This is a genomic window from Cupriavidus sp. 05N40, assembly GCF_056397305.1.
On record NZ_JBFTND010000032.1, the window covers coordinates 18,759 to 41,569 of the forward strand.

At 63.5% G+C, this 22,811-nt stretch carries 22 protein-coding genes; 12 read left to right on the forward strand and 10 right to left on the reverse strand.

All coding sequences use genetic code 11. The features are described from left to right. Nucleotides 1-9 precede the first annotated feature (9 nt). The 7 genes from AC1DO7_RS09825 (at nucleotide 10) to AC1DO7_RS09855 (ending at nucleotide 6,604) form a co-directional block, all read left to right on the forward strand. Nucleotides 10-885 carry a VOC family protein gene (locus AC1DO7_RS09825; RefSeq protein WP_441621043.1) on the forward strand — a complete coding sequence of 292 codons (876 nt, stop codon included), beginning with the start codon at nucleotides 10-12 and terminating at the stop codon, nucleotides 883-885. Further along, nucleotides 882-2,042, forward strand: coding sequence for an FAD-dependent monooxygenase (locus AC1DO7_RS09830; RefSeq protein WP_441621045.1), 1,161 nt, complete (start codon nucleotides 882-884; stop codon nucleotides 2,040-2,042). The genes AC1DO7_RS09825 and AC1DO7_RS09830 overlap by 4 nt, the downstream gene beginning before the upstream one ends. After that, on the forward strand, nucleotides 2,039-2,488 hold the full coding sequence (locus tag AC1DO7_RS09835) for an acyl-CoA thioesterase (protein WP_441621047.1): 450 nt from the start codon (nucleotides 2,039-2,041) through the stop codon (nucleotides 2,486-2,488). The genes AC1DO7_RS09830 and AC1DO7_RS09835 overlap by 4 nt, the downstream gene beginning before the upstream one ends. 18 nt (nucleotides 2,489-2,506) lie before the next feature. Next, the gene (locus AC1DO7_RS09840) at nucleotides 2,507-3,265 is read left to right on the forward strand and encodes a maleate cis-trans isomerase family protein (RefSeq protein ID WP_441621049.1); all 759 of its coding nucleotides are present in this window, start codon (nucleotides 2,507-2,509) and stop codon (nucleotides 3,263-3,265) included. A 66-nt stretch (nucleotides 3,266-3,331) separates the two neighbouring features. After that, a complete protein-coding gene (locus AC1DO7_RS09845) occupies nucleotides 3,332-4,591 on the forward strand; it encodes an MFS transporter (RefSeq protein ID WP_441621051.1) in 1,260 nt (419 codons plus the stop codon). Nucleotides 4,592-4,866: 275 nt separating this feature from the next. Further along, nucleotides 4,867-5,484, forward strand: a complete 618-nt coding sequence (locus AC1DO7_RS09850; RefSeq protein WP_441643484.1) for a TetR/AcrR family transcriptional regulator — start codon at nucleotides 4,867-4,869, stop codon at nucleotides 5,482-5,484. Between the two features lie 154 nt (nucleotides 5,485-5,638). Beyond that, on the forward strand, nucleotides 5,639-6,604 hold the full coding sequence (locus AC1DO7_RS09855) for a Bug family tripartite tricarboxylate transporter substrate binding protein (RefSeq protein WP_441621055.1): 966 nt from the start codon (nucleotides 5,639-5,641) through the stop codon (nucleotides 6,602-6,604). A gap of 120 nt (nucleotides 6,605-6,724) precedes the next feature. Here AC1DO7_RS09855 and prpR read toward each other — a convergent pair whose 3' ends face one another. Beyond that, nucleotides 6,725-8,728: a propionate catabolism operon regulatory protein PrpR gene (gene prpR, locus AC1DO7_RS09860; RefSeq protein ID WP_441649942.1), complete on the reverse strand. Its 2,004-nt coding sequence runs from the start codon at nucleotides 8,726-8,728 to the stop codon at nucleotides 6,725-6,727. Nucleotides 8,729-8,874: 146 nt separating this feature from the next. Between prpR and AC1DO7_RS09865 the strand changes: the two genes are divergently transcribed. Next, nucleotides 8,875-9,852 (forward strand): Bug family tripartite tricarboxylate transporter substrate binding protein, encoded by a 978-nt coding sequence (locus AC1DO7_RS09865; RefSeq protein ID WP_441621059.1) that lies wholly within the window; start codon nucleotides 8,875-8,877, stop codon nucleotides 9,850-9,852. Between the two features lie 50 nt (nucleotides 9,853-9,902). Next, nucleotides 9,903-10,895 (forward strand): quinone oxidoreductase family protein, encoded by a 993-nt coding sequence (locus AC1DO7_RS09870; protein ID WP_477116051.1) that lies wholly within the window; start codon nucleotides 9,903-9,905, stop codon nucleotides 10,893-10,895. A gap of 208 nt (nucleotides 10,896-11,103) precedes the next feature. Here AC1DO7_RS09870 and AC1DO7_RS09875 read toward each other — a convergent pair whose 3' ends face one another. From AC1DO7_RS09875 to argH, 3 genes are all read right to left on the reverse strand, one after another. Continuing rightward, nucleotides 11,104-11,529, reverse strand: coding sequence for a RidA family protein (locus AC1DO7_RS09875; protein ID WP_441621063.1), 426 nt, complete (start codon nucleotides 11,527-11,529; stop codon nucleotides 11,104-11,106). 204 nt (nucleotides 11,530-11,733) lie between these two features. Beyond that, entirely contained in the window at nucleotides 11,734-12,696 is a 963-nt protein-coding gene (locus AC1DO7_RS09880) for a Bug family tripartite tricarboxylate transporter substrate binding protein (protein WP_477116052.1), read from the reverse strand. Nucleotides 12,697-12,715: 19 nt separating this feature from the next. Beyond that, nucleotides 12,716-14,254, reverse strand: a complete 1,539-nt coding sequence (argH, locus tag AC1DO7_RS09885) for an argininosuccinate lyase (RefSeq protein WP_441621066.1) — start codon at nucleotides 14,252-14,254, stop codon at nucleotides 12,716-12,718. A 171-nt stretch (nucleotides 14,255-14,425) separates the two neighbouring features. Between argH and AC1DO7_RS09890 the strand changes: the two genes are divergently transcribed. Then, the gene (locus AC1DO7_RS09890; protein WP_441621068.1) at nucleotides 14,426-15,322 is read left to right on the forward strand and encodes a LysR substrate-binding domain-containing protein; all 897 of its coding nucleotides are present in this window, start codon (nucleotides 14,426-14,428) and stop codon (nucleotides 15,320-15,322) included. A 95-nt stretch (nucleotides 15,323-15,417) separates the two neighbouring features. Here the strand turns inward: AC1DO7_RS09890 and tolA are convergent, their stop codons facing one another. Together tolA and AC1DO7_RS09900 are read right to left on the reverse strand one after the other, a co-directional pair. Continuing rightward, nucleotides 15,418-16,164 carry a cell envelope integrity protein TolA gene (gene tolA / locus AC1DO7_RS09895; protein WP_441621070.1) on the reverse strand — a complete coding sequence of 249 codons (747 nt, stop codon included), beginning with the start codon at nucleotides 16,162-16,164 and terminating at the stop codon, nucleotides 15,418-15,420. Between the two features lie 218 nt (nucleotides 16,165-16,382). Next, nucleotides 16,383-17,717 carry an aminotransferase-like domain-containing protein gene (locus tag AC1DO7_RS09900; protein ID WP_441621093.1) on the reverse strand — a complete coding sequence of 445 codons (1,335 nt, stop codon included), beginning with the start codon at nucleotides 17,715-17,717 and terminating at the stop codon, nucleotides 16,383-16,385. A 94-nt stretch (nucleotides 17,718-17,811) separates the two neighbouring features. Between AC1DO7_RS09900 and AC1DO7_RS09905 the strand changes: the two genes are divergently transcribed. Further along, nucleotides 17,812-18,414: a DJ-1/PfpI family protein gene (locus AC1DO7_RS09905; RefSeq protein WP_441621072.1), complete on the forward strand. Its 603-nt coding sequence runs from the start codon at nucleotides 17,812-17,814 to the stop codon at nucleotides 18,412-18,414. 82 nt (nucleotides 18,415-18,496) lie between these two features. Here AC1DO7_RS09905 and AC1DO7_RS09910 read toward each other — a convergent pair whose 3' ends face one another. Continuing rightward, the gene (locus AC1DO7_RS09910; protein ID WP_441621074.1) at nucleotides 18,497-19,468 is read right to left on the reverse strand and encodes a tripartite tricarboxylate transporter substrate binding protein; all 972 of its coding nucleotides are present in this window, start codon (nucleotides 19,466-19,468) and stop codon (nucleotides 18,497-18,499) included. Between the two features lie 109 nt (nucleotides 19,469-19,577). Next, the gene (locus AC1DO7_RS09915; RefSeq protein ID WP_441621075.1) at nucleotides 19,578-20,459 is read right to left on the reverse strand and encodes a fumarylacetoacetate hydrolase family protein; all 882 of its coding nucleotides are present in this window, start codon (nucleotides 20,457-20,459) and stop codon (nucleotides 19,578-19,580) included. A 182-nt stretch (nucleotides 20,460-20,641) separates the two neighbouring features. Here AC1DO7_RS09915 and AC1DO7_RS09920 point away from each other — a divergent pair, with 182 nt between their 5' ends. After that, nucleotides 20,642-21,337: a FadR/GntR family transcriptional regulator gene (locus AC1DO7_RS09920; RefSeq protein WP_441621077.1), complete on the forward strand. Its 696-nt coding sequence runs from the start codon at nucleotides 20,642-20,644 to the stop codon at nucleotides 21,335-21,337. A gap of 21 nt (nucleotides 21,338-21,358) precedes the next feature. Here AC1DO7_RS09920 and AC1DO7_RS09925 read toward each other — a convergent pair whose 3' ends face one another. Together AC1DO7_RS09925 and AC1DO7_RS09930 are read right to left on the reverse strand one after the other, a co-directional pair. Next, nucleotides 21,359-21,658 carry a hypothetical protein gene (locus tag AC1DO7_RS09925; RefSeq protein WP_441624506.1) on the reverse strand — a complete coding sequence of 100 codons (300 nt, stop codon included), beginning with the start codon at nucleotides 21,656-21,658 and terminating at the stop codon, nucleotides 21,359-21,361. A gap of 12 nt (nucleotides 21,659-21,670) precedes the next feature. Then, nucleotides 21,671-22,753 (reverse strand): IS630 family transposase, encoded by a 1,083-nt coding sequence (locus AC1DO7_RS09930; protein ID WP_441624508.1) that lies wholly within the window; start codon nucleotides 22,751-22,753, stop codon nucleotides 21,671-21,673. Nucleotides 22,754-22,811: the final 58 nt, after the last annotated feature.

Sequence of the window (22,811 nt, forward strand, 5' to 3'; positions counted from 1 at the left end):
GAAAGTGACATGACCCAATCCACGCAAGCCGCCCAAGCCAACGTGCCCGCTGTCGCGCTGCACGGCGTCCATCACACCGCCAGGCCTACCTGGAAACTGGCCGAGACGGTGCATTTCTACCGCGACCTGCTTGGCCTGCCGCTGGTCCACGCCATCTCGGCCAAGGGCTGGGGCCCGGACAATCATGCCGATTTCCTGCATTTCTTCTTCGATAGCGGCAACGGCAGCACCATCGCCTTCTTCTATTACATCGGCACCGAACGCCCGGACTGGCTGACGGTTCGCGAGCACTATCAGGATCGTGCCACGCACACGGCATGGCGGGTCCGCGATGAGGCCGAACTGCTGCAATGGCGCCAGCGTGTGGAAGCCGTGGGCATTGCGCTGCGCTACCAGATCCGCCACGAGGTCATCGAGTCCATCTACTTCAACGACCCGAACGGCTATCCGATCGAGATCACCTGGCAGGTGCGTGCGTTCAGCGATGCCGACATGCACGATGCCGCGCTGACCATGGATTCGGCCATCGAACTGGAATGCGCACGCGACAAAGGCGCGGCGTTCGCATCGATCGATCCGGTGTGGCAGCGCAAGGCGGAGCGCATCGAGGCGGTGGCGGACAAGGACAAGGCATCGATCTATGTACTCGACGTGCCCGAGTTTGCGCCGCTGATCGACGTGGCGCGCAAGACCGATGGATACCTGGCCACGGCGCTGGGCAACGGCTATGTGCGCATCGACGGCAATCCGACGCTGCAGTTCCGCCGCAAGGAGCTGGGCTTCAAGCCCGCGGTCTGGTACGGCGCGCTGACCGGCGGGCTGGCGGGCCAGATTCGCCAGTTCGACATGGATGCGCTGGTGATTGCTCCGCGAGGCGCGCAATGAAAGTGACCATCATCGGCGGCGGCCCGTCCGGCCTGTTCCTCGCAATTCTGCTCAAGGAGAGAGTGTCGAATGTTGACATCGACGTGTACGAGCAGAACCCCGAAGACGCCACGTTCGGCTTTGGCGTGGTGCTGGCCGATACGGGGTTGTCGAACCTGCGCTCGGCGTCGCCGATTGTCGTGGATCGGCTAGCCAGGATCATGCGGTTCAATGATCAGCATTCGATCGTGTGCCGCGAGCACCCGATCGTCATGAAGAAACCGGGCGCCGGCGGTGGCGCCATTCCCCGGATCAGCCTGCTGTCCGTCCTGCAGCAGCGTGCGCATGAGCTTGGCGTGCGCGTAACGTACAACAAGCGTATTGCCGATTTCGACGCCATCGATGCCGACCTGGTCGTTGGTGCCGACGGCATCAACTCGCAACTGCGCGCGGCCAATGAAGCCGGCTTCGGCACCACGCGTCGCACCCTGACGAACCACTTCGCCTGGTACGGCGTCGAGAAGCCGTTCCCGAGCCCCGCACTGGTGTTCCGCAAGTTCGAGGCCGGCTACTTCGTCGCGCACTACTACCCATACTCGGATTCGATGAGCACGTTCGTGGCCGAGTGCGACCACCAGACCTGGCTGGACTTCGGCATGGAGGCGATGAGCGCGCAAGCCCGGCAGGCACTGTTCGAGAAGGTGTTCGCGCCGGAACTGGCCGGCTACGGCTTGGTGTCGAACAATTCGGTCTGGCGCCAGTTCCCTGTCATCCTCAATGCGAACTGGCATGTCGGCAAGCAGGTGCTGATCGGCGATGCGCTGACGAGCGCGCACTTTTCAATCGGGTCGGGTACGCGCATCGCCATGGAAGATGCGATGGCGCTGGCCGATGCGATCATGGCCCATTCCGATGACGTCCCCGCCGCTTTGCAGCAGTATGAGGCCGTGCGCAAGCCGGAGAAGGCCAAGCTGATCAGCGCGTCCGAGGCGTCGTACAACTGGTACGAGCGCATCCGTGAATGGATGGATCTGCCGACGCCGCACGAGTTCGTGTTCCGCTTCATGACCCGCACGGGCCGCGTGGATGCTGAGCGGCTGCGCGCCCAGTTTCCGGTCCTGATGGCGGAACTCGCCGCCGGCGGTGTGACAGGCAGCACCATCGTGGGACAGCCATGATCAACGCCACGGAGTACGTGCTGAGCGAGAGCCCATTCGTCGTCAGGCGCAAGGTGCGGTGGGGCGACTGCGATCCGGCTGGTGTGGTCTACACGGGCCGGTTCACGGATTACCTGCTGGGCGCGGTAGGGCTCTACACCGCGTACATGGCCGGCGGTGACGGCAGGCTGGGCGAGGTCCACGGCGTGGGCACGCCATGCAAGGCAATCCGTTTCGAGTTCATCGGCACGCTCTGGCCCGATGACGAGATCGACATCGCCTGCACCGTGGAAGCCATTCGCACGAGATCCTTTGATATCCGCTGCGTGGCGCGCCGCCCCGATGGCGCAGCGGTGTTCGATGCCATGTTCTCGCCGATCTGCGTGCGCCTGGACCGGCGCGAAGGCACGCCGATCCCCGATTCCCTGCGCGCGGATCTGAACCGCTTTTATTCTCCCGCCCCCTGAACGTTCCTGGAATTGCCAATGATGAAGTTTCGAATCGGACAAATTGTGCCGAGCTCCAACATCACGATGGAGCGCGAGGTGCCCGCCATCTTCGCCGCCCGCATGCAGGCGCTGCCGGAGCGGTTCAGCTTCCACGCCAGCCGGGTGCGCATGCACCGCGTGGTGGCCGAGGAGTTGGAGAGGATGAACCGCGACATGGGTCGCTGCGCACTGGAGTTGGCCGATGCGCGCGTCGATGTCATGAGCACGGCGTGCCTGGTGGCCACCATGTGCATGGGCATGGGCTATCACCGGCAGGTGATCGAGGAACTGGGCGGGGCGATTGCCGATGCGCCGTATCGCCCGCAGATCATGACATCGGCCGGTGCGCTGGTCGATGAACTGAAGGATTTTGGCGCGCGCCGCATCGCGCTGATGGCGCCTTACAGCGATGCGCTGACCAGGACGGTAGTCGAATACATCGAGCACGAAGGCATCGAGGTCAGGGATGTGATCAATTTTTCGATCCTCGACAACCTGGAAGTCGGCGAGCGTGATCCGCTGCAGTTGCTGGAAGACGTCAAGCGGCTGGACGTGAAGGGCGTGGATACCGTGGTGCTGTCGGCCTGCGTGCAAATGCCGTCGCTGGCGGCCATCGAGCCCGCGCAACAGGCACTGGGCATTCCCGTGACATCCACTGCCATCTGTACGGCGCGGCAGATGATGCGCAAGCTGGGCATCGCGGCTACGGCGCCGGGCGCGGGCGCCTACCTGGGCAGCCAGACCGGCCTGCGCTGATCGCAACATTCCGACAAAGAGGTAGCCGTCCGTATAAGGCGGCACCGCCAACAAGGAGACTACTCCATGCAACCCGTCCCCAACGCGCCGCCTCGCGTGTCTGTCTGGATCTACGTGGGCGTGATTCTTGGCGCCGCGCTCGGCATGATGGCTGGCTATGCACCGCTGTTCAATGCCACTGCCGGTGTCTTCGTCAGGCCACTTGCCGCGGAGTTCGGCTGGGGGCGGTCTCAGGCATCGCTTTCCTACGCGGCTTCGATGTTTGGGCTGGCGATCGTCAGTCCGATTGTTGGCGCGCTGATGGACCGCTTTGGCATCCGTCGCGTGATCGCATGTTCGGCAATCGTGTTCGGTCTGGCAACGGCGGCGATGGCGCTCCAGAACGGCAGCATGCTGATCTGGGTAGCATTGTCCATTGTGGTGGGCGTCTCGGGCGCCGCTACCTCGGTGCTGGGCTACCTGGCCGTGTTGCCACAATGGTTCGACCGGCGACTAGGCCTGGCCTTGGGCATCGCCATGTGCGGGCTCGGCGTGGGCACGGTCATCCTGCCGATCATCGCGCAGTATCTGGTGACGACAGTTGGCTGGCGTATGGCTTATGTAGGCCTTGCGGCTGGCTCGATCGTGTTGTCGCTGCTGGCGTGCGGATTGCTGCGCGAGCGGCTCCGGGCCGGGCACAAGGTGGGGCGGGTGGCAACGCCCGCGCCGGAGGGTGTGCCACTGGCGGCGGCGCTACGCAGCTATCGGCTGTGGGCAATCTGGTGCGTATTCATCTTGAGTTCGGCGGCAACGCTGTCCCTCGGGCCGCATCTGCCATCGTTGTTCGCGGATCGGGGGTTCGATGCGGCAATGGCGGCGCGCAGTGGGTCGACGGTCGGCATCGGCCTGCTGGCGGGGCGCCTGCTGACTGGCCTGTTGATCGATCGCATTCACGCGCCGCTGGTGGCCAGTGTGTTCTTCGTGGGCGGTGCCATCGGCGTATTCCTGCTGCGCGGCTCGAACGACTACAACACACTGCTGATTGCCACGATGCTGATCGGGCTGACGATCGGCGCGGAAGGCGATCTGATCTCCTATCTTGTCCGCTCGTACTTTGGCCTGACATCGTTCGGCTCGCTGTTCGGGATTGCGTTCTCTGGCTACGGGCTTGGCGCCGTGATCGGCCCGATCGGCCTGGGCGCGTGGTTCGACGCACGCGGGAACTACGATCTGCCGTTGCTGATACTGCCCTGCATATTGCTGGTGGCTGCCGCGCTGGTGCTGTCTCTGGGGCGCTACAGGATGGGCAGCCGACATGGAGCCGTGGCGGCTGCCGCATCGGCCTAGGGCGGGGCAATAGCTGGCAGGACGGGCGAACGCGGATAGAATTGGCATACTACCAATTCCGAAGCGGTCCGCTTCGTCCCTCGATCATGCCTGCCGCACGTAAATCGCCAGCAGTCAAGGCTGCCGCACCGCAACCATCCAGTCCGGCACCTCGCCGTCGCGGGCGTCCGCCCAAGACGGAGTCGCCGATCGGTACCGAGCCGATGCTCAGCCGCGTGACGATCCTGCAGCACGCGATCAAATTGACCAAGACGATGCCTCTGGACCAGATTTCCATGGTCCAGCTCGCGAAGGATTTCGGCGTGGCGCCCGGGCTGATCCACTACTACCTGGGCGGGCGGGACCACCTGGTTTCCGGCGTACTGAACGATTACTACCGCCAGCGGATCCAGCGCGTGGCGCCCTTGACCGGCGACTGGCGGGCGGACGTCGAGCACATCGCGCGGCTCAGCTTCCAGGTGGCAGTGGAGAATCCCGGCGTCAGCAACTATGTGGCGTCGCATAACCGGTATCGCCTGTTCCAGGACGTGCAACCGGGCGAGACCGACTACGGCCTGGAATTCTTCAATCGCATGACATCGGCCATCATGCAGGGCGGCTTCACGGCGGAGCAGGTCGCGCTTGGGTATCATTTCCTGGCGCAATACCTTGTCTCGGCCAGCATGGCCGAAGCCTCGCGGCAATTGCCGGCCTACCACCAGGCATTTATCCAGAACAAGCTCGAATCGGTATCGGCCGAGCAATATCCAGGGGCGCGCTTTGTCAGCAAGGCGTTCTCCCATCTCTCCTCGGACACGGCCTTTGAAGAGGGCCTGCGCATTACGCTCGACGGCATCGAAGCCTGGCCGCGCGACGCAAAACCCGCGAAAAAGAAGAGCGCGCGCGCCGCATAGGCGGGGCCATTCTCGTCACTTCGACCCACGCGCGCTCGTAGTGGTTTCTCCTTATTTGATATGCAGTCAATAAAACTACAATCCTGATTTGACTGTGTATCAAATAAGTGCCGGCGCCGGTGGGGTTGCCGGTACGCCAGACGTTGGAGACATCATGAAGCGCCCCTTTATTACACTGGCCATGCTTGCCGGTTCCATCATTGCGCTGCCTGTCGGCGCGAATGCGTATCCGGACAAGATGGTCCGCATTCTCGTCCCTTCCATTGCGGGCAGCGCGCCGGACATCATCGCGCGGCAAATGGCCGAGCGCCTGGCCGCGTCATGGAAGCAGCAGGTGATCGTGGAGAACAAGCCGGGCGGCAACGGCATCGTTGCCATGAGCGCGCTCAAGCAGGCGCCCGCCGACGGTTACACGCTGGTGCTCTTTCATGCGGCGGCCGCCGTGACCACGCCCGTGATGTACAAGGAAGCGAAATTCGATATCCGGCGCGATACCGAAGTGGCGGCAACGCTGGCCTATACGCCGATGATGTTCGTGGCCGGCCCGGGCACGCACTACAAGACGCTGTCCGATGTGCTCAAGGAGGGCAAGGCCCGTCCGGACGATGTGGTGATCGGCAGCCCCACGCGCGGCTCGGTGCCGCACCTGACGGCCGAGATGATGGGGCAGCTGCAGAAGACGAAGTTCCGGCAGGTCAGCTTCAGCGGCACCACGCAGGCCATCCAGGCCGTTGTGAAAGGCGACATCCCGGTCTATGTCGATGGCATCGCGCCACTGGTGCCGCTCGTGCGCGGGGGACGGCTCAAGGCGCTTGCGGTGACATCGGATGCAAGCCTGCCCGGCCTCGACGGCATTCCCCTGGCCAAGGACGTGGCGCCGGGACTGGTCGCCAAGGGCTGGTTCACGGTATTCGCGCCGAAGGGCACGCCGCTGCCTGTGCTCGATCGGATCAATGCTGCCGTGAACCAGAGCCTGACCCAGCAGCCTTTCATCGACCGACTGAAAGACCTCGGCACCTATCCGATGCCGATGTCGCGCGCGGACGGCGCACGGTTCATCGAATCAGAAAAACTCCGCTGGGAAAAAGTCATTGCCGAAGCGGGTGTCAAGCCTGAGTGATCGGGCCTTCTGACTGATTTGTCCCGGAGCCCCCCGATCTGGCCGGGTGATCGGGGGCCACGACGCAACACACTTAAGACCGCGTGGCCACCTTATGCAAGGCAAACTCCTGAGCAATCGCTAATTCTTGAGGAGGCGCCATAGCGTGGAGCGACCAATACCCAGGCGTTTTGCGGCCAGGGTACGGTTTCCTCCACACGCATTGAGAACCTCCTTCACATTGGCGATGGTCATGCCAGAGAGCGTGGTGTCGGGGGGCTCCGGCATGGCGACCAGTGAATCGTAGTGGTACGCATCACGGTCGAGAAGCGCGGCCAGTTGGCTTCCCGGGACTGCCGCGCCGGCTTCGAGACAAGCCATGGCAACACGCTCGGCGAAGTTCTCAAGCTCGCGGACATTACCTGGCCAGGCGTGTTGTCTGGCGACGACCAGGGCGGCAGGCAGGACAGCGTCAAGCAAGTCTGCAAGTTGCACCCGCCGCATCGCGGCACTTACCAGCGCCGTAGTGAGGGAGTCGCGGTCCTCGGGGCGCTCGCACAGTGGTGGCACCTGGACGCGCAGCACGCTAAGGCGATAGAAGAGATCTTTCCGAAAGGCGCCTTCGCGCACGCGCTCCCACAGGTCCCGATGCGTGGCGGCAACGATCCGGACATTGACCTGCATCGTGTCGGTACCGCCGACTCGCGTCACTTCCCGCTCCTGCAAGACGCGCAGCAGCCGCGTTTGCAATAGCGATGGCATCTCCGCCACCTCGTCGAGGAAGACCGTTCCCTCGTTGGCGGCTTCGAACAGGCCTGCTTTGCCGTTTCGCCGCGCGCCGGTGAAGGCGCCTTCCTCGTAGCCAAAGAGTTCCGTCTCCAGCAGCGTCTCAGGCAATGCGCCGCAATTGACCGCCAGGAACGGGTGCCGCCGTCGGCGGCTGGCGTTATGCAGGCCTTGGGCAAGCAGTTCCTTGCCGACGCCGGTTGGCCCTGTGATGAGGACCGTAGCATCGCTGCGCTCGGCCGCAACTCGGCAACGGGTGATGGTGGCGGCCATGGCTGGCGAGGCGCCTACGATGTCCTCAAGTTTGTACCTGGCTGTTTGCGAGTGCGTGTACCGATGCGTTCGAAGCCGGTTAAAGGCCTTCTCGACGCGTGTCGGCTGGCGCAGGGTCAGTACCGCCCCAACGCGCGCATTCCCTTCGTACAGCGGCGCCCGGTCAACGATTACCGTGCGTCCGTCGATCTCCTCGACGGCGCCGCTGTCATGCTCGCCATCTGACAGGGCGCGTCCTGGGCGCAAGGCAGGGAATGGTAGCGAGAGCGTTTTCCCGGTAGATGGGATGAGGGGACTGCCAAGTAATTTCTCCGCTGCGGGATTGGCCGCGATCAGCCGGCCGGCAGCATCCAGCGCGACAACGCCATCGCCAAGGTGGTAAAGGACGCTGTTCAGCAGCGAATACCGCGAGCGCTCGACTGCCTTCGCGTTCGCCAGGGCGATCGCGTCTTCCAGTGCAAGCCGCACCGAGTCGACCGAATAGAGGAACACCCCCGCCATGCCCGCCGCGGCTGCCGCCTGCATCACTACGCCCGCGCCCACGACCACGCGCGTGTCCAGGCGCCGCAGCTCGTCGATCACGTTGCGGACGTCCGGGGCGGACTCGTACGACCGAAATGCAATTGGCAATGCAAACACTTCCGCAAACTTCGCCATGTCATCACCGGCATCGCGGTGGAGCACCACGGCGATGCGTTCGGAGATTGCCCTGGCCCGGACGATGGCGGCCATCACATCATGGCCGCCGACGCGTACGGAGACCACCGGAATCGACAAGTGGCTGCGCAGGAATTCCGCATTTGCTCCGGCTGAGACCACGACGTCGCACGGCGCCGCTTCCTGCCGACGCTGAATCTCGGCGAGCGCCTCTTCAAAATGGGCGTCGACCACGCTCACTTGCGCGCGCGCGTGAAGCGCCGCACCCACGTCGCGGATGTGCTCCGCGAGTTGGTAGGCGCTTACGCCAATGATCACGGGGCGGCGTGGCTTTGGGGGTTCTTCCATGAGGAGCGTCGGGTGGCGTAACTGGTGGTGCCAGTTTAGCGTTTCATTCGTTCGTTTCAAAGTGAAACGATAGCGTTCCAATGTGAATCTGTTCTTTTGTTGTCCTGGTGACCCGGAGACTAAATTTTCCGTTAATAATCAATCGCTTACGCTACGCCTGGTTTCGCTCCGGCATGTGGCATGGTCATTGCGCTTATGGAGTCACCTACGAACCAGCAGGAAAACCTATGAATCGCAGAGACTTCAACCGCATTGCCTTGACCTTGCTCGGCGCCGCCCCACTAGCGGTGGCGCGCGCCGGCGAGCGCTATCCCGTGAAGCCGATTTCCCTTGTCGTCGCCTACAGCGCCGGCGGAAGCGCGGATTTGCGGGCACGCCAGGTGGGCCGCTTCATGAGCACTGCCCTGGCGCAACCGGTCGTGGTGGAAAACCGGCCCGGCGGCGCGGGAAACATCGGTACGCAATACGTGGCACGGGCGAGGCCCGATGGCTACGTGCTTGGCATCGGCAACCTTGGCCCGTTGAGTGTCAATCCTTCGCTGTTTGCCAACCTCTCGTTCGATCCGGCCAGGGACCTGACAATGATCGCGCTGATTGAGCGCGGCCCGCTGCTGTTGCTGGTGAGGCCGGATTCGCCGTACAGAACGGTGGCCGACTTGATACGGTCCGCCAAGGCCAGCGCCACCGGCCTGTCTTATGGTTCCAGCGGAGCGGGCGGCGCGCATCATCTTTCCGGCGAATTGCTGAAATCCATGACTGGCACCAACCTGGTACATATCCCCTATAAGGGCGGCGCCGGCGCGATGGTCGACCTGTTGGGCGGCCGCCTTGATTTCCTGTTCGAGCCGATGTACTCGGCGCTGCCGGCAACGCGTATGGGCAAGGTGCGCTCTCTAGCGATTACCAGCAAGGGGCGTTCGCCATTGCTGCCGGACGTCCCAGCCTTGAATGAGGCAGGCGTCCCCGGATTTCAGGTGGAGAACTGGCAGGGGCTGGTTGGCCCCGCCGGCTTGCCGACGTCCATGGTCCAGATTCTCAACAAGACCGTCAATCAAGCGCTCGAGGACCGCGAGATTCGACCCCTCCTGTTATCCCAGGGCAATGAGCCAGGCGGGGGGACACCAGAGGCATTTGCAGCCTACGTCAAGGCCGAGAGAAGCCGCTGGCAACAACTGATCCGCTCCAGCGGCATCGAACCGAGCTGACTTACCTGGACATCGCTTTTCTATACATACAACCAACTTCCGAGAACAAAATGAAAGCCATCATGATCGAGAGCTATGGCGGCCCCGAAGTCCTGCAACGCCGGGAAATACCGGCACCGGAGCCCGGCCCCGGCGACATCGTTGTGAAAGTCGCCTACGYCGGCATCAACTTCATGGACGTGCATACGCGCCAGGGCAAATATGCGATGTCGACGACCTACCCAGTGCGGCTCCCATGCACCTTGGGTATGGAAGGAGCCGGCGAGGTGGTCCATGTAGGTAGCGAAGTAAGCCGCTTCGCGCCCGGCGACCGGGTGGCTTGGTGCATCGCATGGGGCAGCTATGCCGAGTACGCTCGGGTGCCGGCGGGGCTCGCGGTCCGGTTGCCCGACGACATCGCCTACGATCAGGCGGCGGCCAGTCTCTTCCAGGGCAGCACCGCCCACTATCTGCTCAACGAGGTGGCCAGGCTGCATGCCGGGCAGGCCTGCCTGGTGCACGCCGCCTCGGGCAACATCGGACAGTTGCTCGTACAGATGGGCAAGGCCGCCGGCGTTACTGTCTTTGCGACGGGCAGCTCGCCGGAAAAGTGTGCCGTGGCGCGTCGCCTCGGCGCCGATCACGCCATGCTCTACGACCACGGCCGATTCGCCGACGCAATACGCGAAGCCACGCGGGGCCATGGTGTTGATGTGGTATTCGACTCGGTCGGGAAAGCGACACTGCGCGACAGCTTCCGCGCCACGCGCAAGCGCGGGCTGGTGATCAACTACGGCAACGTTTCCGGATCGGTGGACGATCTGGACCCCATGGAACTGGGGGAAAGCGGCTCTTTGTTCCTGACCCGGCCTCGATTGGCAGACCATATGTCCGATCCCGAGACGGTACAGCGACGCGCGGATGACATCTTCGCGGCGCTCGCCTCGAAGCAGCTCCATATGCCCATCGCGAAGCGCTATGGCTTTGCCGATGTGGAGCAGGCACATGCGATGATCGAGCAACGGCAGCAGATCGGGAAGTCCGTATTATCGATTGCCGCTTAGAAGCGGCACGGGGAGGGGGGCTCAATGAGCGCCCCCGAAGGACACCAGACTTCGATACACCAGCCGAACGATTCCACGAATCCGTTGCGTTGACCGGTTGAATCCGCGGGTCGATCCGGCCATCCGCGGGTGCGCTGCCGGCTGGCCAGGACCGGCCGGCAAGCGACGCGCGCCTGCTGAGGCCGCTCGGCTCTTGCCACGCAAGTCTTCAACAGTTGGCGGACAGTCCTGCCGCTGCCGCATCTCGCTTCACTGCCACGCACTTGATTTCGACAAGCAGGCCGGGATGCGCAAGCTCTGAGACACCGATGGCGGTCCATGCGCACGTCCCGCGTGGAAACACCTGATTCTTCACCTCGCGGAAGAGCGGCATGTGCTGACGCATCTGCACATGGTACGTCGTCATATCGACAACGTCCTCGAAAGTACAACCGGCCGCTTCCAGCAGTACGCGCAGGTTTTCCCAGCAAGCGAGGAATTGCGCTTCAGGATCGGCAATCACTTCAAGGTCTGCAGTACGCCCGACCTGTCCGGCGCAGTAAACGGTAGAGCCGACCTTGAGCGCGGGCGCGTAGCCAGCGCGCTCGATGATTGGTTGCAGTGTCGGCGGTACGAGAACGTCACGGTCTGTCATCTGGTATTTCTGTCTGGAGAGTGGAGTAACTCGTGGGATCGGCCAGTGCCGCGAAATGGGTTGTCTGGGCTGCTTCCCCGGTGCGATCGACGAAGCCCGGTCTTTGACCGGGCTGCACGCCGCCTTTGTCTGAGCCGCAGATTCCAACGGCGTCCGGATCGTCGAGATGCCCGGGGGGTACTCTCTGGCAATAACTCGGTACCGTCAGTCCAGTTGAATGTTGGCGCGCTTGATCACCTCGGTCCAACGCTTGTTGTCCTCGGCGATCACCTTGTTCAGGTCTTCGCCGGTGCCATAGAACGGCCGCGCCCCCTGGGCTGTGAGCTGGCTGACCATTGCCGGTTCGGTGGCGACGGACCTGACGGTGTCTTGCAGCTTCCTGATGACCTCCGCGCTGGTTCCGGCGGGCGCCATCAGCGCTGACCACGACTCCGTTTCCGCGTCCTTGATGCCAAGTTCACCGAAGGTCGGCACATCGGGGATTGCCGCATTTCTTTGCCGGCTGGCCACGCCGAGCAGCCGGATYTTSCCSGMCTTCRCATACGGYTGCAGGCCYGGAAGATTCGCAAAGAGAATCTGAATCTGGCCCCCAAGGAGATCGGCCGTTGCCGGCCCGGCACCCTTGTATGGCACGTGCGTGAACCTGACGCCCGTGCGCAGCATGAAAAGCTCACCGATCATGTGGTTGACGGACCCTTGGCCTGCCGACCCCATATTGAGTTTTCCAGGATTGGCCTTCGCATACTGGATTAGCTCGGCCATGCTCTTCGCTGGCGTGTTCGCCGAGACGGCCAGCACGTTTGGTACCGTAGCGAAGAGCGCGATCGGCGCAAGGTCCTTCGACGGGGAAAACGTCAGGTTCTTCGATAGCAGCGGCTGGATGACCTGATTGCCCATCGTTGCATACAGAAGCGTGTACCCGTCGGCGCGCGCCTTGGCGACGAACGCCGCGCCGATGGCGCCGCCAGCGCCTGGCTTGTTATCGACGATGGCCGGTTGCCCCAGCACCTGGGACATGCGGGTCGCCAGCAGCCGCGCGGTGAGGTTCACGGTCCCGCCAGGAGCGAAGGGCACGACGAGGTCGATCGGCTTGTCGGGATACCCCTGCGCGCCGGCGACAGAGCAGCACCCCATGGCAGCAACCAGCACTGCGGTGAACTTGAACATGGTTGTCTCCTCTCGAACGTCAGATCGCCTGCGCCCGGGCCAGCGGCGCGTGGTCAGGCGTGACAAGCGCCCGGGTACGCTGCTCCAGCAATGCGGATGCCTCGCGAATCCGTTTGTCGGTGGCCTCCAGGGTGTCGGCGCGCATGCCGAGCGCGAGTCGCTGTGCATCGAGCCGCTCGAGCACGCCTTGTGGCGCGGGCGCACCGTACGACTGGCGTCCATTGACATTGCAGATCGGRTCCAGGCATTTTGCAACGTCCTCCGCCGAAAGCGCTGCCGGTCGTCCGACCTGCTGTTCTGCCGCGGCATCGATCATCGCTGGCGTGATCGCGGTGGCCGGCAGGCCATCGTCGAGTGCGCGCCGCACCACGGCGCCGATGATGTGATGGGCATCGCGGAACGAAAGATCGGCCTTCCTGACAAGCAGGTCGGCGAGATCGGTCACCGTGGAGAAATCGGCCGCCGCACGCGACGCCATGCGCTCACGATCGGGCTGCACGTCCTGCACAAGCAGCTTCATCAGTTCAAGACATTTCTGCGCTTCTTCGCAGCTCTCCCAGCAGGTTCGCGTGCTTTCGCGGCTGCTGTCGCCGGAATGCGTGAAGTGCGAGGACTTCACCGTCGTCAGCGCGGCCGAGGTGAGCCCGATCAGATGCGCGGTCTTGCCGCGCAGGTACTCGAGCACGACCGGATTCTTCTTTTGCGGCATGATGCTTGACGTCCCCGCGATGCTATCCGGAAACACCAGGAAGCCGAATTCGGGCGTCGACCAGATATAGAAATCCTGCACCATCCGGCTGCACGTAATCATCATGATCGAGAGCGTTGCGCTCAGCTCCAGGGCAAAGTCTCGTGACGCTACGCTGTCCAGCGCGTTGCCGAGCGGCCGGCTGAAGCCAAGCAAGGTGCTGGTCAGGGTGCGATCGATCGGGAACGACGTACCGGCGAGTGCACACGCCCCCATCGGGCAGCCGTCTAGGGTTTCCAGCACATGCAACAACCGGTCGATGTCCCGGGACCATGCCTCGACCAGCGCCGAGAAGTAATAGCCATACGTGATCGGCTGGGCGGCCTGCATGTGGGTATAGCCTGGCATGACATGGCTGGCGTACCGGGCCGCCTGGTTCAGCGCGGCATCGCAYAGCTCTATAAGCGCAGCGCAAATCCGGATCACAAAGCCGCGCGCGCGAATCCTGTCATTGGTCGCGCCAATATCGTTGCGGCTCCGTGCCGTATGCAGGCGGCCACCGAGATTCTGGCCGACAAGCCGGATCAGGTGCGCTTCGTAATTGAAATAGGCGTCTTCTCTCGCCGCATCGAGCTCAACGGCCTCGGGACCATCCTGCTGCATTTTCAATAATGCATTGGCAAGTGCTGCCGTCGTGGTTTTGTCGAGAATGTCCTGCTGGTCCAGCATGGCCAGGTGAGCGAGGTTGATCTGTGTAAGTACATCGAAATTCTTGGTGAAGAATTCTCGCGTGGTGCGGGGCTGGAAAATGTACTGGATAACCTCCTTCGCGGGAGGTTGTTTGAGGCGGCGGCTGACTTTGGATTCCATTTTCACACTCTCTTGAAATAAACCTGTATCGAGTTTGGTTTCCAGGGACCTATACGTCAAATCAGCGTTTCGTAGCTTCCTATACAATTCCGATATGGGTTGCGGGGCTGGCACCCCGGCGCGGCGCAGCACGGCGCGTGTCACAATCCGGTCCTTTCTGGAGCCCGGACAATGAACTTCAAGCAGATCGAAGCGTTTCGTGCCGTGATGATGTCGCGTTCCATGACCACGGCGGCGGGGCTCTTGCATACGTCGCAACCCAATATCAGTCGCTGGATTGCATTGTTGGAGCGCAAGGTGGGCTTTGAACTGTTCCAGCGCATCGGCACCAAGCTCATTCCCACCGCCGAGGCGGAGGCATTTTATGCGGACGTCGAGCGTGCCTTTATTGGCCTGGAGTCTCTTGACGAAAGCGCGAATTCCATACGGCGCAGGGGTACCGGATTGCTCCGCGTCGGCGCCGTGGGCTCCATTGCTGAAAGCGTGCTGCCGGACGCCATTGCTGTTTTCCGGCGGGATTTTCCCGATATCCCGGTTCTGCTCAATATGGGGCGATCGGACGTGGTGGCAAAATGGACCGCGACGGGGTTTTGCGATATTGGATTCTGCTCTGTCCCTACCGAATTACCCAGTCTGCACTATGAAGAAATCAATGCTGCGCAAGGAATATGCATCGTTCCCGGTTCACATCGGCTGGCGACAAGAGCCGTTCTGGATCCCGCCGATTTCGAAGGGGAGCACTTTATTTCGCTGCCGACGGAAAGCGCGAACCGGCGCGAGATCGACCGGCATTTCCCGACGGGATCCAGGGTGCTCGCCATCGAAACGCCCTACGCCACAACCATCTGCAAAATGGTCAGCAAGGGACTCGGCGTGTCGATCGTAAGTCCGATCGTGAGCCGTGCGCTGGGTCTCGCCGACGCGTGCGAGGTTCCATTCTCGGGCGAGGTGATGTTCCGCAGCTTCGCAGTCACGTCCGACCATTTCCCGCTCAACTTCCTGGCAGGCCGGATTGTGGAATGCGTACGCAATACCTTTGATGCGTTCAATTCGCAAAACCGTGCGTAGAGGCGCGCCTTGCGGCATGGAGATGCTGCAGTGTCATGCGCAAGGACAGGAAGCGGCCGCCAACTCGACCGAAGGCTGACCTTGGCTTGCGCTGCCTATTCCTTCGGCTGGAAGTAGATGTTGATGTCGGGAGGCGCCACGCCGTTTTCGTCGCGAGGCAGGGGATCGGATCGCTCCACCGCGCGCAGCACCGCGTTGTCCCAGCCGACATTCCCGCTGGACTTGGCGAGGCGTACCGACAGCAGCGAGCCGTCTGCGGCCAGATGCACCGCGACCACCGCGGTCGGGTTGCCGGCCACCTCTTCGGTGTAGATGATGTTCGGCAAGATGCGGCGCCGCACCCGGTCCGCATAGCCTGGCGAGGCGGTGCCACCCCTGCCGGCGCCGTTGCCGGCGCGGCCGCCCACACCGTCAGTAGCGGGGGCGGGGGCGCTGTTGGCCATTGCCTGCAGGCGTGCCAGTTCGCTCAGCCGCTGCTGCTTTGCGGCCGCCTGGCGCTCGGCCTCGCGCGCCTTGTGGTCGCGCTGCTCAGCCTGCCTGGCTGCTTCGGCCGCCGCGGCTGCCTGGCGGCGCTTGCGCGCCTGCAAGGCGATGTCGGCGTTTTCCTCCGGCTTCACCACCGGCTGGGGTGGCTCCCGCTTCGGCTGGATCACGGGCTGGGTCGAGACGTCGGGTTCCGCGTCCCACAACTCGGCTTCCACGCCGGCCGGGGTCCGGCTTTGCCAGTGGACCGCGTAGTAGAGCAGTGTGCCCAGCAGCACGTGCATGAACAGAGCCAGCAGGAAACATTTCAGTGTTCCCCGCTCCTGTGGCATTTGATAGGGATAGGCGATGGACTCCATGACGCGCGGCGGGAAACAGGCGGCCGGTCTTCGGTGCGGTCGATTTAAGACGGAAGGGCGACAATCGGAAGCGCAATGCCCCAGGCGCTTGCCTCCAACCGCCCATCACCCGGTTTGAGTATAGGTGCCGAAGGCCTCACGTCAATTGACGAGCGGCCGCTGCAACCCGCCACCGGTTTCGGGGAAAGACGCAGGCATGCCGGCCGCCATCCAGGTTTTCAGTAAAACTGCTCGCCGATCACCCGCCGGACGGTCTGCAAACCACTCCGCAGACTGTCCAGCCCGACCGAGCCGACCGCCAGGCGGAGGGCGTGCGGCACATGCTGCGACGTGGCAAAGGGCTCGGCCGTCGACACGGAGACCCCGTCGCGCATCAGCGCCGCCGCGACCCGGTCGGCGCGGATCTCTTCCGGCAAAGGAAGCCAGGCGAAGTAAGACGCAGGGTGGCGCACGCACGCCATCCCGGCGAGGGCGTCGCCGACCACCGCCTGTCGCTGCACGGCGTCGCGCCGTTTCTCTGCTTCAAGGCGCGCGACCGTACCGTCGTCCAGCCAGGCGCAGGCGATCGCCGTCGTCACACCGGGTGTGCTCCAGGTCGTGGCTCGGATCGCCCGTTCAAGTTTCGGCACCCATGCGTGCGGTGCGACGACGAACCCCACGCGCAGCCCGGTCGCCACGCTCTTGGAAAAGCCGGAGACATAGACCGTCGTCTCCGGCGCGAGCGCAGCCAGCGGTGGCGGCGGGTCGTCGGCCAGAAAGGCGTAGGCACCGTCCTCGATGATGAGCAAGCCGTGCCGCCGCGCGATCGCGGCCAGGCGGCGGCGCCGACTCTCGCTCGTCACCCAGCCCAGTGGGTTGTGCAAGGTTGGCATTGTGTAGACGGCCCGGACCCGGCGGCGCGAGCACAGGTGCTCCAGCGCGTCCAGGTCCGGCCCCTGTCCGGCTGCCGGCACGGGCGCCAGCTCCAGCCGTTGTGCCTCGGCGAGAACCTTGAATCCCGGATAGGTCAATGCATCGACCGCGACCACGTCGCCCGGCTGAAGCAGCGCCATGACAGTCACCGCCAGGCCGTGCTGTGCGCCGTCCACGAGCAGCACCGTGGACGCGTCGGCCGTCAGCCCGCGCGCTGCGAGGTGCCGGGCGACGCACGCGCGTTCGTGTATCCGGCCACCATGGGGTGCATAGCGCAGCATGGCCTCCAGGTCACCGCCAGCGGCAAGCTGGCGCAAGGCGCTGCGCAGCAGATCCGCCTGCCCGGGTAGCGACGGATAATTGAAGTTCAGGTCCACCAGACCCGCCGCCACGGCTTGCTGATCGATGGCCCGGCCGGGGGGGAGGGCGATCTCGCGAACGAAAGTGCCGCGCCCGACCTCGCCGCTAACGAGCCCCATCGCCTCGAGTTCGGCATACACGCGCGACGCCGTCACCAGCGCCAGGCCGTGGCGCTCGGCCAGGCGCCGATGCGTGGGCAGGCGGGTGCCGGGCCGCAGCCGTCCCGTGCGGATCTCGGCGGCGAGTCCATCGACCAGTTGCTTGTATCGGGATCCAGCCATCGCGCAATGTATCCATGACAATTTTTTGATTGTATTCCTTGTCTCGCCTACGATGGGCGCGTCTCCTTCCACGATCTCGCCACCTTGGACCGCCATGCACATCGCAATCCTTACCTTCGACGGCTTTAATGAACTGGATTCCTTTATCGCTCTGGGCATCCTCAACGGAATCAAGAAGCGTGACTGGCGCGTGACCCTCTGCTGCCCGAAGCCGGAAGTCACGTCCATGAACGGCGTTACCGTTCGTGCCCAATCCTTGCTCGACGACGCTCCGCTTGCCGATGCCGTCGTCATCGGCAGCGGGATGCAGACACGCGAGGTCGTCGGCAATTCGGAGCTGATGGGGCGCCTGGCGCTTGATCCTGGTCGCCAGCTGATTGCGGCCCAGTGCTCCGGCACGTTGATTCTGGCCAGGCTCGGCCTCCTGGGGAGCGTGCCGGCGTGCACGGACCTGACCACCAAGCCGTGGGTGCAAGAAGCCGGCGTGGAAGTTCTGAACCAGCCCTTCTACGCGCACGGTAACGTCGCTACCGCGGGTGGCTGCCTTGCCTCGTCATACCTGGCTGCCTGGATCATCGCCCGCGCCGAAGGGCCAGAGGCCGCTGCGGCGGCGCTTCACTACGTCGCCCCCGTGGGCGAAAAGGAAGCCTACGTTGCCAACGCGCTCAAGAACATCGCGCCGTACCTGCCACAGTGACGCATCGCATGGAAAAGCTCGTGCCCTGGAGCGGGCCAGGACACCGCAGAGGGCAGGGGCGCCGCAGCGCGCCCCGCACTGCCTACTCCACCTTCCCGATCTTCCGCACGGCCGTGGCGATCTTGCCGGCATCCTTGTCCCAATACGCCTGGAACTGGGGCGAATCCATATAAAGGACCGGCGAACCGGCGTTCTGGATGACCGAATTGACCTTGGGATCGGCGGCCGCGATACGCGCGGCGTCGCGCAGGCGCTTGATGACCGGATCGGGGGTGCCGGCGGGCACGAACAGGCCCGACCACTGCGCGAACTCGACGTTGTGGCCCAGTTCCATCAGGCTGGGTACATCGGGGAGCGCGGCGAGCCGGTTGTTGCCCCACTGGGCCAGTGCGCGCAGCTTGCCGCCCTTGATGAACTGGAGGACCGAGGAGGGGCCGGTCGAGACGGCATCCACCTGGCCGCCCATCAGGGCAACCACCGCCGGGCCGGCACCCGTGTAAGGTACGTGGAGCATGCTAAGGCCAGCCTGGTCGGCCAGCATGGCCATCGGCACATGCATGGTGCCGTAGTTGCCGGACGAGCCGTAGCTATAGCGGCCGGGATGCGACTTCACGTCGGTGATGAAGTCCTTCGCGGTCTGCCATGGGCTGTCCGCGCGTACCACCAGCACGGTGGGATCGGCCGTGAAGCGCGCAATGGGTTTGAGCTGATCGAGCTGAAACAGCGGCTTGCGCCCGATGACCTTGTCCGCCTCCGGAATCATGGAGATGGACGACAGTGCCATCAGGACCGTGTAGCCATCCGGGGCTGCCTTGGCGACGTAGCCCATGCCGATGCCGCCGCCGGCGCCGCCCCGGTTGTCCACCACCACCGGTTGGTGAAGTTCGCGCGAGAGCGCTTCCGCGACCGGCCGAGCCACCGCGTCCGCCACGCCGCCGGGCGCGAAGGGTACCACCATGGTGATTGGCCGCGCGGGCCATGAATCCTGAGCCGAAACCGCTGACGCGGCCAGGACCAGCGTCGCTCCTGAGATGCAGAGCCATTTGTTGTTCATCTTGTCTCCTGCCGTCCCCGGCGTGGGCAGCCCGCGTCGTCTGGATTGCGCAGGTCTGCCAGGCTTTGTTTTTTGTCACCCGACGCGCACTGCGCTGCCGGGGCTGCCCTCAGACAACGCGATTGGTCAGGGTGCCGATGCCCTCGATGCTCACTTCCATCACGTCGCCTGCTTGCAGGAACCTGGGCGGCTTGAAGCCCAGGCCGACGCCCGCCGGCGTACCGGTCGCGATCACATCGCCGGGGTGCAGTTCCATGGCCGCGGACAGCGTTTGGATCAGCGTCGGGATGTCGAAGATCAGGTCGGCGGTATTGGCGTCCTGGCGCAGTTCGCCGTTCACGCGGCACTGGATCTTCAGATTGGCGCCATCGACGGCATCCGCCGTGACGATCCACGGTCCCATCGGGCAGAAGGTGTCGATGGACTTGCCGAGGAACCACTGGCGGTGCTGTTGCTGCAGGTCACGTGCGGTCACATCGTTGACGATGGTGTAGCCAAAGACGTGCTGCCAGGCATTCGCCTTCGAGATCGCCTTGCCGCGCTTGCCGATGACGATGGCAAGTTCCGCCTCGTAGTCCAGCTGCGAGGTGATCTGGCGATGGGCATCGACGGCCTCGCCGTCGGCGATGATGGCAGTTGGTGCCTTGGTGAAAATCACAGGAAAGGGCGGGGCATGTTCCCCATCCTTGGACGACGAGTCGAAGCCTGACTGCTGGAACTCCCTGGCGTGCTCGTGGTAATTCTTGCCGACGCAAAAGACATTGCGCCGGGGACTCAGCGGAGCGAGCAGCTTCGTTCCATCGAGTGTTTTCCAGGCGGCATCCGCGGGCGGACTGGCCAGCCTGGCGCCGTCGACAAACTTGCCGATCAGCGATTCCATGTCGCCCTCATGGGCGACGCCATCGCTGAAGGTCTGGCAGTAGCTCTTGCCATCGGTGGAGATCGCGACGACGCGCGGGCCGGTGGCAGTCTGGATGCGGGCTAGCTTCATAAATTGGGCCTAATTGGGTTGTTTTTGAGTCCATAACAACCCAATTAAACGCCAAGGTTTTCCGGCAGTCAATGCAGTTTTGATAAAACTCAGGCCGCTGCAATGCCCCGGCCGCCAACCCAAATTGGCCCAATTTAGTCCAGTGCGATAGAATGCTGGCCAGTTACAGGGTGGAAACAGGGATGACGCAACTTGTCGAGGAAGACGGTATCCAGGGCGCGCTGGCTCTCAAGAACCAGATTCTGGAGAACCTCCGGAGCGGACGGTGGATCGCCGGGCAGAAACTGCCGACCGAACGAAGGCTTAGCGAGACGTTCCAGATCGGGCGCTCCACCGTACGTCGCGTGATCGCACAGTTGAAGGAGAAGGGTCTCTTGCGCCAGAGCGTAGGTAGCGGAACCTATGTGGCCGACGATATCCAGGAGACGATCGGCGTCGAGCGTGCCGCAACCACGACCAACGTCAGCCCGGCAGACCTGATGGAGGCGCGCCTGGTCTTCGAGCCCGCCCTGGTGGAGTTAATCGTGCGCAACGCCACCGCGGTGGACTTCGCCGAGATGGAGCGGTGCTGCGACGAAGCTGAGGCCGCCACCAGCCTGGAACTGTTCGAGTATTGGGACGGCGCGCTGCACCGGCAGATTGCCGCCGCCGCGCACAACAACTTCGTGCTGGACGTATTCGAATCGATGAATCGCGTCAGGGCAACGGGCGAGTGGGGTGCGATGAAGCGCAAGAGTGTCACGCCCGAGCGGCGGGCGGCCTACCAGATCGAGCATCGCACCATCGTCAGGGCGCTCAAGGACAGGGATATCGAGCAAGCACGCGAAGCGACATTGGCACACCTCGCGCATGTGAGGAAGAACCTTCTGGGTTACTAGTACAACATCCCGTAAATAGATTTAATAATTATCAGGCTGTAGGTACGGCTCCAGGAGCGTGACGACCACCTGGGCCATCTCGTCGAGCGAGCCTGCGCCTGGCAACGGCTCCCAACGCCCACTATGGTTGCGAAAGGCGGCGCCATAACGATTGCGGCCGAGTTCGGTCAGCCGAGCCACCACGGTCGGCTCCTCGTCGTCCAGACGTTTGATCAACAGGTGACGCCCGTAGGCTTGTGTGATGATCTGCTCGTGGCCGAGCAGGCTGCGCAGTTGCTGCTGCAATTTGGCAGCGTAATGTTTGGTGGGTAAGGCTGGCATGTTGATTCTCGATTACGATGCGCCGGTTTGCAGCGGATAGCCCCGGAAGCTCCATTTGAACGGGCGTGCCGCCTGATTGTGCGCGCGGATAAACTGCTCGGTGCGCTCGCGCAGGTGCGCGATGCTAGTGTGACTCGCATGGCGCAGTACCCGGCGCGTGTAGCGGGCAAACCAGAGTTCGATCTGATTGACCCAACTCGCGTGCAACGGCGTGAAGTGGAAGTGAAACCGCTCATCGTGCCGCGCGTTAAACGCCTGCCAGACGGCCTGGGCGCAATGTGTGTTCAGGTTGTCCCAGACGACGTGCACCTGTTTGCCCGGGTACGCGCTTGCCACGCGCTCCATGAAAGCGACCAAATCGTCCTGGGTGCGCCGGTCGCGGCATTCTGCCAGCACCTGTCCGGTATGCACGTCTAGCGCGGCAATCAACGCCTGGGTGCCGTGACGAATATATTCAAACTCACGCCGACGCAGCCGCCCCGGTGCGGGTGCGCGTCCTGGGTGCTTACGCTCGATGGCCTGAATGCCGGTCTTCTCGTCGATACTGAGCACCACCGCGTTTCGCGGCGCCTTCCGGTACAGCTTGCAAATGCCGTTGACCTTCTCGCGAAAGGCGGGGTCTGGGCTATGTAGCCATTGCTGGACCCGGTGCGGACGCACGTCGCCGGCCTGCAAAATGCGCTGCACCTGGCTGCGGCTGATCTGCTCGACAACGCCACGCTCCACCGCGCGCGCCACAATCTCATCGAGCGTGGGCGTGACCCGCCCCTCAGGCTCTTGCGTCTCACACGCCAGCGCGATCAACTGTAGTCGCGCCTCGTGCGTGATGCGCGGCGGACGGCCGCTGCGCTCGCCCTCGCGAATGCCTTGGGCACCTTGCTGGGCAATACGCTTGCGCCACAGGCAGACCGTTTGCACCGAGACATCCAGTTCCCGCGCAATGGCTGTATTGGCGTGGCCCTCGTGGGCCCACAACGCGATTCGCGCGCGCATCACATCTCGCTGCGGCGCCGTCTTGCGCTCGATCAGCGATAACAGTTCCTGTCTTTCTTTCTTCGCCAACTTCACTGGCGTTGCATGGCGGCCTCGACTCATCCCGCCATGATATCCGAGGCGATTATTTATTCAAGCTATTTACGGGATGTTGTACTAG